This is a genomic window from Nocardioides sp., from assembly GCA_037045645.1.
GTDB lineage: Bacteria > Actinomycetota > Actinomycetes > Propionibacteriales > Nocardioidaceae > Nocardioides.
Genome location: JBAOIH010000004.1, coordinates 85,178 through 98,539 on the forward strand (window position 1 = coordinate 85,178; position 13,362 = coordinate 98,539).

Below are 13,362 nucleotides of genomic sequence, written 5' to 3' on the forward strand. Positions count from 1 at the left end.
TGACCAGAGATGTCCGTCGATCATGTTCCGGGCTACTCCGACGAGGAGCGTGGTGTGAGCGACGTCAACCCTGCTGCCGACATGCGGATGAAGGCGAGGCGATCGATCCTCGTACCTCGAATGGATCGCCTCGCCTCGCAGAAAGCCAGTAGGTAGAACTCTCCGCTCGTTCCTCGCTCCGAGCCCTACTTATTGGCCTTACGCGCTCGGCTCGCGATCTTCGCGCGGACGTTGGCGTCCAGCTCGACCTTGCGGATGCGTACGGTCTCCGGGGTCACCTCGACGCACTCGTCCTCACGGCAGAACTCCAGGCACTGCTCCAGCGAGAGCCGCTTGGGCGGGATCAGCTTCTCGAAGTTGTCGCTGGTCGCGGAGCGGATGTTGGTCTGCTGCTTCTCCTTGGTGATGTTGACGTCCATGTCGTCCGCGCGAGAATTCTCGCCGACGATCATGCCCTCATAGACCTCGGTGGTCGGCTCGACGAACATCACGCCGCGCTCCTGCAGGCTCGTCATGGCGTACGCCGTCGCCGCGCCCGAACGGTCCGCGACCAGGGAGCCCGAGGCACGCGAACGGATCTCGCCCGACCACGGCTCGTACCCCTCGGAGATGTGGTGGGCGATGCCGGTGCCACGGGTCTCGGTGAGGAAATCCGTACGGAATCCGATCAGGCCACGCGCCGGCACGATGAACTCCATCCGCACCCAGCCGGTGCCGTGGTTGGTCATCGACTCCATCCGGCCCTTGCGCAGCGCGAGCAGCTCGGTGATCGTGCCGAGGTATTCCTCCGGCGCGTCGATCGTCAGCCGCTCCATCGGCTCGTGCAGCTTGCCGTTGATCTCCTTGGTGACGACCTGCGGCTTGCCGACCGTGAGTTCGTACCCCTCACGTCGCATCTGCTCGACCAGGATCGCCAGCGCCAACTCGCCACGGCCCTGCACCTCCCACGCGTCGGGGCGTTCTGTGGGGAGCACGCGCAGCGACACGTTGCCGACGAGCTCGGAGTCGAGGCGGTCCTTGACCAGGCGCGCGGTGACCTTGTGGCCCTTGCCGCCCTTGCCGACCAGCGGGCTGGTGTTCGTACCGATCGTCATCGAGATGGCCGGCTCGTCCACGTGAATCAGTGGCAGCGCGATCGGGTTCTCCGCGTCCGCGAGCGTTTCACCGATCGTGATCTCCGGGATGCCCGCGACCGCGACGATGTCGCCCGGTCCGGCGGACTCGCCGGGCTTGCGGTCGAGACCCTCGGTGATCAACAGTTCGGTGATCTTGACGGTCTTGGTGCTGCCGTCACGGCGCATCCAGGCGACCTGCTGCCCCTTCTTCAAGGTGCCCTGGTGGACACGCAGCAGTGCGAGACGACCCAGGAACGGGCTCGCGTCAAGGTTGGTCACGTGCGCTTGGAGCGGGGCGTCCTCGTCGTACGTCGGTGCGGGGATAGTCTCCAAGATGGTGCGGAAGAGCGGCTCCAGGCTGTCGCCGTCGGGCAGCGTGCCGTCCCCGGGCGCGTCGAGCGCCGCGATGCCTGCCTTGCCGGAGGCATAGATCACCGGGAAGTCCAGCGCGTCCTGGCTGTGGGAGTCGTCGAGCAGGTCCATGAAGAGCTCGTACGTCTCGTCCACGACTTCCGCGATCCGTGCGTCGCCGCGGTCGGTCTTGTTGACCACCAAGATCACGGGCATCCCCGCGTTGAGTGCCTTGCGGAGGACGAAGCGGGTCTGGGGGAGCGGGCCCTCGGAGGCGTCGACGAGCAGCACGATGCCGTCGACCATGGACAGCCCGCGCTCGACCTCGCCGCCGAAGTCGGCGTGGCCGGGGGTGTCGATGATGTTGATCGTCATCCCGTCGGGTGCGTCGTGCTCGGCCGCGCTCGGGCCGGTGTAGCGGATCGCGGTGTTCTTCGCCAGGATCGTGATGCCCTTCTCACGCTCCAGGTCACCGGAGTCCATCACCCGCTCGGCCACGCCCTCGGCCTGGTGAGCGGTGAAGGCACCACCTTGACGCAGCATCGCGTCGACGAGGGTGGTCTTGCCGTGGTCGACGTGGGCGACGATGGCGACGTTGCGGATGTCAGAGCGCTTCAGGGACACGAAACACCAGTCTAGGTCGGGCCTCGCGCGGGAGTGGCATCGTCGCGCCCTAGGAGTCCCCGGCCGGCCGGGGACTTTCACGGTAAGTAACCGATGCATTGACACCGAACCGTGAGACTTAGTCACACGGATGGACAATCCACATCGTCATGCAGCGGCCAGGCCACGGGCTTTCAGGATCGCGCGGATGCGACGTGCCAGGCGGGCGGGCTGAGCCAGGTCCGCCCACGTGATGCGAATACAGAACCAACCTGTCTCCAGCGAGACTCGTTCCTGTCGTTGCTTCTCGCGCACTAAGAACTGCTCCAGCGATTCGCCCTCGCGGCGGAAGTCGAAGTACTTCTGCTTGCCGTCAAACTCGAGAAAGACCTCGTACTCGGGCCACGCAAAGTCGACCCGAGCAACGAATGCGCCCGATGCGTCGTGTACGTCGACCTGAGGCTCAGGACGAGGCAGGCCCTGCTTGAAGCACAAGAAGTCGAACCGTCGCTCGCCGACCGATTCGTGGCGCCCATCAACCAGTCGCAAGACCATGTCGGCGGTCAACGAGGACGGCCAGTGTCGACACGCCTCAACTTCATCCGCGAGCTGTTGCCGGGTAAAGCAGCCAGCGTGTAACAACCCGTCGATTGCGACCACGGAAGCCTCAAGAGTCCCGATCGTGGTGAGTTCCACCGCGCTCCGAGCAGCCCGGGTGACACGGATGCCTTCGATCAACTCGACCTGGTCGTCGTTCAGTCTTCCGCGATGCTGAGTCCAGTCCCTATGGTTTCGCCCGGACTTGCCCAGCATGCGGGTGGTGTGGACGACGCTCAGATCAAAACCCCACACAGGCACGCCGCGTTCGATCACCGAGGACAGGTGACTCAGGATGGAGTCGTCGGCGGCTGTACGCAGCACCGCTCGAGCGCGTACGCGGTGCTTGGCTTCGTCGGACATCTGGTCCCAGATGCCGCCGGGGAAGTAGGCGCCGTACCGGACTCGTTCGTACACCCCGCCTCGTCGCAGCCGACTGATCTGATTGTCGCTGAGCCCTTGGGCCACCAGGTCACGGCGCAAGAGCAACATGGCGCTGATCTCGTCGCTGTCGAAGACGTCTTCCATTCCCAGTGCATGCCCCTTGTGATCTCCTGGCCAACCCAGACGACGCCAGGCTGTGGATAACCGTGTTGGCGGGTCGATCCTTCGGCCCTCGGCTGGGCGTGGGTTAGTAACCAAGTCTCATGGTGTGTGACCAATGCATCGGTTACACACCATGAGAGTCCCCGGCCGGCCGGGGACTCTCCAAGCTCACGCAGCTCAACCCGCGCGGTGCACCTTGTGCGGTGCCGCCTGGGCTACGGGCTTGATCACGATCTCGTCGATGTCGACGTGCGCCGGGCGGGTCGCGATCCAGCCGATCGCGTCGGCGATGTCGTGGGCCAGCAGGGGCTTGTCGACACCCGCGTAGACGGCGTCGGCCGCGGCCTGATCGCCACCGAGGCGTACGAGTGAGAACTCCTCGGTGTGCACCATCCCGGGCGCCACCTCGGAGATCCGGATGGGTTCGCCGTTGAGTTCGAGACGCAGGGTCTCGGTGACGACACGCGTCGCGTGTTTGGCAGCCACATACCCGGCACCACGTTCGTACGACACCCGCCCCGCGAGTGACCCGACGTTGACGATCAACCCCTCGCCCGACGCGCGCAACGCGGGCAGCAATGCCTTGGTCACGCGGACCAGGCCCAGCACGTTGGTCTCGTACATCGAGCGCCACTGATCGAGATCGGCGTCCTCGACGCGGTCCACGCCCAGGGCGCCGCCTGCGTTGTTCACCAGGACGTGCACCACGCCCACGGACTCGGCGAGCGCGGCGACGGATTCGTCGGAGGTCACGTCACAGGTGACCGCGCGACCGCCGATCTCGTCGGCCAGCGCAACGATCCGGTCCGTACGCCGGGCCGCGCAGACGACGTGGAAGCCCAAACGGGCCAACTCCCGGGCGGTCGCGGCTCCGATGCCGCTGGAGGCGCCGGTGACGACGGCGATGCGATCGGTGGTCATAGGCGCCATCGTGGCACCATGCCTGCGTGACGATCACTGCAGCCGCCGACGGATCTGCCCTCGGCAACCCAGGCCCCGCCGGCTGGGGTTGGTACGTCGATGAGGAACGTTGGGCCAGCGGCGGTTGGGCGCACGGCACCAACAACATGGGCGAACTGACCGCCGTACTCGACCTGCTGCAGCAGACCGCGCATCTCGACGAGGACCTCGTCATCGTGTGCGACTCGACGTACGTCATCAACAGCGTCACCAAATGGATGGCCGGCTGGAAGCGCAAAGGCTGGAAGAAGGGCGACGGCAAGCCGGTCCAAAATGTCGAGATCATGAAGGCGCTGGACGCCGCGATGCAGGGTCGAGCTGTCAAGTTCGAATGGGTCAAGGGCCACTCCGGTCACGAGCTCAACGAGCAGGCCGACCGCCTGGCCAATGCTGCGGCCCTGGCCCACAAAGAGGGACGCGACCCCGATGCCGGGCCCGGGATGGGCGGGGTCGCGCTGCACCACGCGTACGAAGTGGGGCAGACCGAGCCCGAGGACGACCTCTTCTCGATGCTCGACGAGAACGAGCGCAGCGACGAGGAGACGGTGGTCGAACTCGAACGTTCGCTGCTCGCGGATGACGTACGGTCCGATCCGCCGGCCGTCGCCGCCCTGCTGCATCCCCAGTGGCAGGAGATCGGCGCATCGGGGCGGCTGTGGAGCCGCGCGGACCTGCTTGCGGAGATCGGCCCGCTCGCGTCGCCGGTGAGCCTCGACGTGCTGTCGGTCGAGAAGATCGGCCCGGACCAGATCCTGCTCGTGTGGCGTGCGGTCTCCGACGACGACTCGCGGCTGCGCTCGTCCTGGTGGGTGCGTACGCCCGGCGGCTGGCAGCAACGCTTCCACCAAGGGACGCCCGAGGCCTGAGGTTTTCCGCGCTGTCGGTGGCACCAGGTAGGCATGTCCCATGAGCAGTCTCGGAGCCCGCTGCACCTTCATCCCGCCCTACTTGTTGCGCGAGGTCGCGCAGCGGTGCCCCACGCCGGACGCAGCCGAGGGGACGTTGCGCACCGACGGTGAGTTGCGAGCCAAGCGCGACCTGGCTCCCGAATCCGCCGCCGGACCGGAGGCCACGACGTCTGCCTGGATCGTCCACTCCGCCGACAACGACACCACGCTGCCCGGACGCGCAGTGCGCCGCGATGGTGACGCAGAGAGCGGGGACCTGGCGGTGGACGAGGCCGCGGCCGGCGCCGTGGCGGCGTTGGCGTTGGCGCGCGATTTCGAGCGGGATTCGTACGACGACCGCGGCGCGCGGCTGTCCATCACGGTGCACTACGCACAGGACTACGACAACGCGTTCTGGGACGGCACTCAACTGGTGTTCGGTGACGGCGATGGCACCGTTTTCGAGCGGTTCACCAAGCCGGTCGACGTGATGGCCCACGAGTTCGCCCACGCGGTGACGCAGTACGCCGCGGGCCTGGTCTATCGCGACCAGTCGGGCGCGCTCAACGAATCACTCTCGGACGTGTTCGCGGCCTGCGTGAAGCAGCGGGTCCTGGGTCAAAGTGCCGACGAGGCCGACTGGCTGATCGGTGAGGGCATCTTCGTGCCCGGGATCAAGGCGCGTGGCCTGCGCGACATGGCGGCACCTGGGACCGCGTACGACGACCCGGCGCTCGGCAAGGATCCCCAGGTCGGCCATATGAGCGACTACCTCGACACCCGTGATGACAACGGCGGCGTGCATCTCAACTCCGGCATCCCCAACCGGGCCTTCCAGTTGGCCGCAACCTCGATCGGCGGCGCGTCGTGGGAGGGCGCCGGCCGGATCTGGTGGCAAGCCTGGACCGCAGGCGGACTGCGCCCGACCGCCGACTTCGACGCGTTCGCGGCATTGACGATCGAGTCGGCGGGAGCCCATCGTGACCTGGTCGCGAAGGCTTGGGCGGACGTGGGCGTCACCGGGGCCGGCTCGGTCGCGAGCGGAGGGAGCGGGACGCTCGGCGAGGCCGGCACGGTGGCCGTGCGGCGTACGGGCGGCTTCGCCGGACGCACCGTCGAGGGCGCGATTGATCTCACGGACGGCAGCCCGGAGGCCGCCGAGGCGGCCGTGCTGTGTCGCCGGGTGCAGGTCCACCAGGTCAAGGGCGGCCCCCCCATGCCCGACCACTTCGTCTATTGCTTCGCGTTGCCCGAACGTTCCGAGTTCACCGTGCCGGAGCAACATCTGACGCCGGAGTTGGCAGAATTGGCAGCCCTGGTGCTCCAGAGTGGCTTGGAGCGCTGACCAGGCGGGTGTGGTTCAGGCTAGGGCGCGGTCCAGGGCTGCTTGGACATGCAAGGTGGTGCAGGGGAAGACGGGAATCTCGACGTCGGACTGATCGACGAGGAGTTCGAGTTCGGTGCAGCCCAGCAAGACGCCGCCGGCGCCCGCATCCCACAGTTCGTCGATGATCGACACCACGCCGCGACGGGTGCGCGCCAGCACGTGACCGTGTACGAGTTCCTCATAGATCGCGTCGTTGAGGTAAGCGTGATGGCGTACGTCGGGGACCAGCACCCGCACGCCGTGGCGTTCGACGCGCTCGATGAAGACCGGATCGGTCATCGCGACCTGGGTGCCGATGAAACCGACCGTGGTGACGCGCGCGGCCAGGCAGGCCTGAGCCACCACGTCGGCCAGATGCAGCAGTGGGATCGACACGGACTGCTCGACCTGGTCCGCGACCTTGTGGAAGGTGGTCGTACACATCACGACGAAGTCAGCGCCGGCGCGTTCGACACCTTGAGCGGCATCGCCGAGCAGGGCGCCGACCTGGTCCCACTTCTGGTCCTCTTCGAGGGAGGTCAGCTCGGCGAAGTCGACGGTGCTGAGCACCAGCTTGGGTGAGGAGAGGCCCCCGAGACGCTCCGCGACGCCCTCGTTGAGCATGCGGTAGTACGCCGCGCTGCTCTCCCAACTCATCCCACCGAGGAGTCCGATCGTCTGCACAACGCCATTCAATCAGAGCGGGCGGGAACGGCGGGGCCGGTTTGGCAGGTGTCACACTGGAGCCGTGCACGCACATCAGACCAGGCCCGAACGCGTGGCCATGATCAGCCTGCACACCTCCCCGCTCGATCAGCCCGGCACCGGCGATGCGGGCGGCATGAACGTCTATGTCATCGAGTTGGCCAAGCGACTGGCCCAGCGCGGCATCGAGGTCGACGTCTTCACCAGGGCCACGTCGTCGAAACTTCCCGCAATCTCCGAGGCGGCGCCGGGGGTGCTCGTACGCCACATCGAGGCCGGTCCGTTCGAGGGGCTCAGCAAGCAGGAACTGCCCGCGCAGTTGTGTGTCTTCGCGCGCGAGGTGCTGCGCGCCGAGGCGGGCCAGGATGCGGGCCACTACACCGCCTTGCACTCTCACTACTGGCTGTCGGGTCAGGTCGGTGCTCTGACGCGTGATCGGTGGGGTGTGCCGTTGGTCCACTCCATGCACACGATGGCCAAGGTCAAGAACGCCTCGCTGGCTCAGGGGGACAGTGCCGAGCCGATGGCGCGGATGATCGGCGAGGAGCAGGTGGTCGAAGCCGCCGACATGCTGATCGCCAACACCGATCGTGAAGCGGGTGAGTTGATCGCCCTCTATGCCGCGGATCCGGCTCGGGTCGAGGTGGTGCATCCCGGGGTCGACCTGGATGTCTTCCAACCGATCGGCCAGCAGTCGGCTCGCACCGCCTTGGGGTTGTCCGAGGACGCGTTGATCCTGCTCTTCGCCGGGCGGTTGCAGCCGCTGAAAGCCCCTGACGTGCTGGTCCGAGCCGTGGCAGTGCTGCTCGATCGCAACCCGTCGCTGCGCTCGCGGCTCGTGGTGCCGATCGTAGGCGGTCCGTCGGGCTCGGGGCTGGAGCATCCGACGGCGTTGGCCGACCTGGTGGCAGACCTTGACCTCGATGATGTCGTCCGTTTCGTACCGCCGGTCGGCCAGGCCGAACTCGCACGTTGGTTCGCCGCGTCGACGCTTGTCGCGGTTCCGTCGCACAACGAGTCGTTCGGATTGGTCGCAGTCGAGGCCCAGGCAGCCGGTGCGCCGGTCGTCGCCGCGGCGGTGGGCGGGCTCACGACGGTCGTACGAGACGGCGTCAGCGGAATGTTGGTCGACGGTCACGATCCGCGCGACTGGGCGGCGAGCATCGAGAAGATCGTGGCCGACCCTGCCCTTCGCGAGCGGCTGGCGCGCGGTGCGGTCGAGCAGGCGGCCGAGTTCTCCTGGGAGCGTACGACCGACCGCACTCTCGACGTCTATGCCAAGGCCCGCTCCGCCATGCGTACGGACACCGCCCGATGACGCCGGCCGAGGTCATCCGGTCCTACCTGGCTGAGCAGGATCTCGCCTACGACGAGGTCGAGACGATGTTCTCCTTCGACCTGCCGGGCGTACGCAAACTCGCGACACCCGTACGGCTCGACGTCGGGACCCACGCTCTCGGTGTGCATGCGTTCGTGTGTCGCCAACCCGACGAGAATCACGTGGGCGTGTATCGCTGGCTGCTGGAGAAGAACCTCAAACTGTTCGGCGTCGCCTTCGCCCTCGACGCGATGGGGGACATCTACCTCGACGGCCGATTGCCGTTGAGCGTGGTCACCCACGACGAACTCGACCGGCTGCTCGGCACGGTTCTGGAGACGGCCGACGGCTCGTTCAACACTCTGCTCGAACTCGGGTTCGCCACCTCGATCCGCAAGGAATGGCAGTGGCGGATCTCCCGCGGCGAATCCACCGCCAATCTGGAGGCTTTCCGTGGTTGGTTGGAGCGCCCGGAGCGCCCCGAGCGCTAAGTAAGTGCGCGCCTCAACGCCCCACGACCCGCGGCTCGACCTTGGGGGTGCGGCGCGCCAACCACACCCCGAACAACGCGACCACGCCGCCTAGGTAGGCCAACCTCGGCGGCTCCTCGCCGAGCAACACCAGCCCCATCACGATGGTGATCGGGGGCACCAGGTAGGTCGTCACCCCCAGCGACGAGGCATTCATGTGGGTCAGCGCGTAGGCGTACGTGGTGAAGGCGATCGCGGTCGGGAAGACTCCCAGATAGATCAGCCAGCCCAGCGACGACATCGGCGCGGCGGTCGCCTCGTGCCACAAGGTCGGGGCGAAGGGCAGGCACAGCACCGCACCCACGGTGCAGGCCACCCAGGTGATCTGGCCGGCTCGCAGCCGCCCGCTCATCGGCTTCTGCAGCACCACACTCACCGAGTAGACCAGCGCGGCCAGCAGGCACAGCGCGACGCCGACGGGGTCACGATTGCTGTCTTCGCTGCTGCCGGTCGCGATCAGCGCGACACCCGAGAAGGCGACCACCAGCCCGACCCCCAACCACACGCTGAAGCGTTCGCCGAGGAAGAGGACCGCCAGCACGCTGAGCAGCACCGGCGACAACTGCAGCAGCATCGCGGCCGTTCCCGCATCCACATGATGTTCGCCCTCGTTCAGGGCCACGTTGTAGATGGCGTACCAGAGCGTGCCGATCGCGATCAGGCGCCACCAGTCACCGCGGCTCGGCCGGATCCAGGGGTGCCGGAGGGCAACCAGCCCGAGCGCGGCCGAACCCACCAGGAGCCGGCCCAGGGACAGCGCCCCGGGAGAGAAGTCCGCTCCCAAGTGCCGGATGCCGACGAAGGCCGAAGCCCACAAGACCATGGTGACCGCCACCGCGGTGGGTGCTACCCAGGTCGGCGGGGAGGTCGAACTCACGCGCCGACCCTAGGGCGTACGCATTCCCGCACGCACGCCGGACTCGGCCGATGGGAGCGGGTCAGACCTCGAGCTTGTAGCCCAGTCCGCGCACGGTGATCAGGTATCGCGGGGTCGAGGGCTCGGGTTCGAGCTTGGAGCGCAGCCTCTTCACGTGCACGTCCAGGGTCTTGGTGTCACCGACGTAGTCGGAGCCCCAGACTCGATCGATCAGCTGTCCGCGCGTGAGCACGCGGCCCGGATTGCGCAAGAACATCTCCAGCAGTTCGAACTCCTTGAGAGGCAGACGTTGCTCGTGGCCATCGATGGTGACCACATGGCGTTCGACATCCATCCGGATCGGCCCGGCCTCCAGGGTGGCGGGAACCAGATCGACATCCTGCCCGCGGCGCAGGACGGCGCGGATACGAGCCACCAGTTCGCGAGGGGAGTACGGCTTGGTGACGTAGTCGTCGGCACCGAGTTCGAGACCGACGACCTTGTCGACCTCCTCGTCCTTGGCCGACACCATGATCACCGGCACATTGGACGTCAGCCGGATCTGTCGGCACACCTCGGTGCCCGGGATTCCCGGCAGCATCAGGTCGAGCAGCACCACGTCGGCGCCGTTGCGTTCGAACTCGCTCAGCGCCTCGGGTCCGGTAGCCGCGATCGCGACCTCGTACCCCTCACGCCGCAGCATGTAGGACAAGGCGTCGGAATAGCTTCTTCGTCTTCGACGACGAGCACCCGCGTCACGGGCGCACCTCCTGGTTGGTGGAATCATCTTGTGGTGAGACTTCGCCGTCCGAGGCCTGCTGGAGGCGGGGAAGCGTCAGGGTGAAGGTCGAGCCGTGACCGGGTTCGGACCAGACCGATACCTCGCCGCCGTGGGTGCTGGCGACGTGCTTGACGATGGACAGCCCCAGACCGGTGCCGCCGGTGGAGCGATGGCGGGCCGGGTCGACGCGGTAGAAGCGTTCGAAGATCCGGGAGATCTCGTCCTCGGAGATGCCGATGCCCTGATCGATCACGCTCAGCTCGACCCGGCCTTCGGTGCTGCGGGTGTCGACCACGACCGTCGAGCCCTCGGGGGAGTAGGTCACGGCATTGGCGACCAGATTGCTGACCGCGGCCTGCAGTTGTTGGTGGCTGCCCATCACGGCCAGCCCGGTCTCGCCGCTGCGGACCAACTCGATGCGACGCGCCATCGCGTCGGTGCTGGACGCTTCGAGTGCCGCCGACCCGATCTCGTCGAGGTCGATGGGCGTGGGGTGGTCGAGAGCCTCGTCGTCCTGGAGTCGGGAGAGCTGGATGATCTGCTGCACCAGTCGGGCGAGCCGGTCGCTCTCCCCGTGCATCCGCTTGGAGAATCTGCGCACTGCCTCGGGGTCGTCGGCGGCGTCGCCGACTGCCTCGGCCAGAAGCCGGATCGCGCCGACCGGGGTCTTGAGTTCGTGACTGACATTGGCCACGAAGTCACGCCGGATCGCTTCGAGTCGACGTTCGCGGGTGCGGTCCTCGACCAGCGCGAGCACCAGGCTCGTTCCCAAGGGCGCGACGCGGGCGGTCACCGTCCGTGGAGGCAGGTCGGCACGCGAGATAAGCAACTCGGTCTCTCGGATCTGTCCGTCGCGGCGCACCACGCGGACCAGATCGGCCAACTCCGCGGCCGCCAGTCGGTCTCCGCGCACGAGCCCGAACGCGTACGCCGGAGCGGACGCCTTCAAGACCTGGTCGTTGTCGTCGATCAGAACCGCCGAACTGCGCAGCACCGACAACACGGCCGCGACGCCGTCCGGAATTGCCGGCTCGGGTGACACGACCGCGCGTTGTTCGCGCTCGCTCAACATCCAGGCCAGCACGGCACCGCCGACGATGATGCCGCCCACCAGGGCAGCGAGCATCGTCTGGGCGGTAGCGTCCATGCCGCCCACAATAGGCTCGAACTGGGGTGCGCCACCCCCGCTGAGCAGCAACGACGCGGAGAGTTCACTTCACGTTCACCGCTTCCGCACCTCGCGTTACCCCCGCAATCTAGGGTTGGCGCCATGCGTGAGGCATTTATCGAACAACTTGAGGCAACCATCACCGACCTTGCGGAGATGGCCCGGCAGGTCCACTCCCAGGTGCAGGAGGCCAGCCATGCGCTGCTGTCTGCCGATGCCTCGACCGCCGAACGGGTCATCTCCCAGGACAAGGAGATCGACCGGCTCGCCGAGCAGGTCGAGGAGCGGTGCTTCGAGGTGCTGTCGCTGCAGCAGCCGGTCGCGGGCGACCTGCGTACGGTCGTCGCCGCCCTGAGGATGGTCGCCGAACTCGAGCGGATGGGTGACCTGTCGGTGCACGTCGCCAAGATCGCGCGACTGCGGGTCCCGCATATCGCCGTTCCGGTGCCGGCGCGACCGATGATGCTGCGGATGGCCACGGTTGCCGAACAGATGGTGCAACGAGTCGTACGCATCATCGCCGATCGTGAGATCGAAGCCGCCGACGAACTGGCGCTGATGGACGATGAGATGGACGGGCTGCGAGTGGCGACCTTCCAAGAACTCCTGGGCACCGACTGGGACCACGGGGTCGAGGCGGCCGTCGATATCGCGCTGCTGGGCCGCTACTACGAGCGGATCGCCGACCACGCCGTGTCCGTGGCCAACCGCGTGATCTTCGTGGTTACCGGCCAGCACGGCGAGATGAACTGAGTCTTCGCCCAGCGACAACCAGTAAGCGGGCCTGTCATGGCGACAGGCCCGCTTTTCGTGGTTGCTGGTGGCGCGTGATCAGCGGCCTTGGTTGGCGACCGCCGCTGCGGCGGCTGCCGCCGCCTCGGGGTCGAGGTATTGGCCGCCCTTCACGGTCGGCTGCAGATCCTCGTCGAGGCGGTAGACCAACGGCATTCCGGTCGGGATGTTGAGTCCCGCGATGTCGTCGTCGGAGATCTGGTCCAGGTGCTTGACCAACGCCCGCAGGCTGTTGCCGTGGGCAGCGACGAGGACGTTCTTGCCCGCGCGAAGATCGGGGACGATCTCGGTCTCCCAATAGGGCAGGAACCGCTCGATCACGTCCTTGAGGCATTCGGTGCGCGGCAGGTCCGCACCCAGGTCGGCGTACCGCGGATCGCCGGCTTGCGACCACTCGGACGCGTCGTCCAGCGGGGGCGGGGGCGTGTCGAAGGAGCGGCGCCAGAGCATGAACTGCTCCTCGCCGAACTCCTCCAACGTCTGCTTCTTGTCCTTGCCCTGCAGTGCACCGTAGTGCCGCTCGTTGAGCCGCCAGTTGCGCTTGACCGGGATCCAGTGCCGGTCGGCGGCGTCGAGGGCGAGCGCGGCGGTGTTGATCGCCCGGCGTTGCAGCGAGGTGTGCACAACGTCCGGCAGGAGGCCGGACTCCTTGATCAGTTCCCCACCCCGAACCGCTTCGCCGCGACCCTTCTCCGTCAGGGCCACGTCGACCCAGCCGGTGAACAAGTTCTTGGCGTTCCATTCGCTCTCGCCGTGGCGGAGCAGAATCAAAGTGCCGAGGGCCATG

The 13,362-nt window shown here is 67.0% G+C and carries 12 protein-coding genes and 1 pseudogene; 5 read left to right on the plus strand and 8 right to left on the minus strand.

Features of this window, described 5'->3' with window-relative positions; all coding sequences use genetic code 11:
• Positions 1-185: 185 nt before the first annotated feature.
• The 3 genes from typA to V9G04_13650 all read right to left on the minus strand — a co-directional run bounded on the left by typA (position 186) and on the right by V9G04_13650 (position 4,133).
• Complete coding sequence (gene typA, locus V9G04_13640) at positions 186-2,090, minus strand: translational GTPase TypA (GenBank protein MEI2714296.1); 1,905 nt, start codon at positions 2,088-2,090, stop codon at positions 186-188.
• 147 nt (positions 2,091-2,237) lie between these two features.
• On the minus strand, positions 2,238-3,194 hold the full coding sequence (locus tag V9G04_13645; GenBank protein ID MEI2714297.1) for a hypothetical protein: 957 nt from the start codon (positions 3,192-3,194) through the stop codon (positions 2,238-2,240).
• A gap of 195 nt (positions 3,195-3,389) precedes the next feature.
• Positions 3,390-4,133 (minus strand): SDR family NAD(P)-dependent oxidoreductase, encoded by a 744-nt coding sequence (locus tag V9G04_13650; GenBank protein MEI2714298.1) that lies wholly within the window; start codon positions 4,131-4,133, stop codon positions 3,390-3,392.
• A gap of 26 nt (positions 4,134-4,159) precedes the next feature.
• Here V9G04_13650 and V9G04_13655 point away from each other — a divergent pair, with 26 nt between their 5' ends.
• The gene (locus V9G04_13655; protein MEI2714299.1) at positions 4,160-5,038 is read left to right on the plus strand and encodes a ribonuclease HI family protein; all 879 of its coding nucleotides are present in this window, start codon (positions 4,160-4,162) and stop codon (positions 5,036-5,038) included.
• 40 nt (positions 5,039-5,078) lie between these two features.
• Positions 5,079-6,404: a protealysin inhibitor emfourin gene (locus V9G04_13660; protein ID MEI2714300.1), complete on the plus strand. Its 1,326-nt coding sequence runs from the start codon at positions 5,079-5,081 to the stop codon at positions 6,402-6,404.
• 15 nt (positions 6,405-6,419) lie between these two features.
• On the opposite strand, the gene V9G04_13665 is transcribed toward V9G04_13660, so the two are convergent.
• Positions 6,420-7,109: an amino acid racemase gene (locus tag V9G04_13665; GenBank protein MEI2714301.1), complete on the minus strand. Its 690-nt coding sequence runs from the start codon at positions 7,107-7,109 to the stop codon at positions 6,420-6,422.
• A 100-nt stretch (positions 7,110-7,209) separates the two neighbouring features.
• Here V9G04_13665 and mshA point away from each other — a divergent pair, with 100 nt between their 5' ends.
• Positions 7,210-8,448: a D-inositol-3-phosphate glycosyltransferase gene (gene mshA, locus V9G04_13670; GenBank protein ID MEI2714302.1), complete on the plus strand. Its 1,239-nt coding sequence runs from the start codon at positions 7,210-7,212 to the stop codon at positions 8,446-8,448.
• Positions 8,445-8,939, plus strand: a complete 495-nt coding sequence (locus V9G04_13675; GenBank protein ID MEI2714303.1) for a YbjN domain-containing protein — start codon at positions 8,445-8,447, stop codon at positions 8,937-8,939. Before mshA ends, V9G04_13675 begins: the two co-directional genes overlap by 4 nt.
• A gap of 13 nt (positions 8,940-8,952) precedes the next feature.
• On the opposite strand, the gene V9G04_13680 is transcribed toward V9G04_13675, so the two are convergent.
• From V9G04_13680 to V9G04_13690, 3 genes and pseudogenes are all read right to left on the minus strand, one after another.
• Positions 8,953-9,855 carry a DMT family transporter gene (locus tag V9G04_13680; GenBank protein MEI2714304.1) on the minus strand — a complete coding sequence of 301 codons (903 nt, stop codon included), beginning with the start codon at positions 9,853-9,855 and terminating at the stop codon, positions 8,953-8,955.
• A 61-nt stretch (positions 9,856-9,916) separates the two neighbouring features.
• Positions 9,917-10,593, minus strand: a pseudogene (locus tag V9G04_13685) (response regulator transcription factor).
• On the minus strand, positions 10,590-11,762 hold the full coding sequence (locus V9G04_13690) for an ATP-binding protein (GenBank protein ID MEI2714305.1): 1,173 nt from the start codon (positions 11,760-11,762) through the stop codon (positions 10,590-10,592). Before V9G04_13690 ends, V9G04_13685 begins: the two are co-directional and overlap by 4 nt.
• A 123-nt stretch (positions 11,763-11,885) precedes the next feature.
• On the opposite strand from V9G04_13690, the gene phoU reads away from it, so the two are divergent.
• Positions 11,886-12,536 (plus strand): phosphate signaling complex protein PhoU, encoded by a 651-nt coding sequence (phoU, locus tag V9G04_13695; GenBank protein ID MEI2714306.1) that lies wholly within the window; start codon positions 11,886-11,888, stop codon positions 12,534-12,536.
• 78 nt (positions 12,537-12,614) lie between these two features.
• On the opposite strand, the gene V9G04_13700 is transcribed toward phoU, so the two are convergent.
• Positions 12,615-13,361 carry a phosphoglyceromutase gene (locus tag V9G04_13700; GenBank protein ID MEI2714307.1) on the minus strand — a complete coding sequence of 249 codons (747 nt, stop codon included), beginning with the start codon at positions 13,359-13,361 and terminating at the stop codon, positions 12,615-12,617.
• Position 13,362 lies beyond the last annotated feature (1 nt).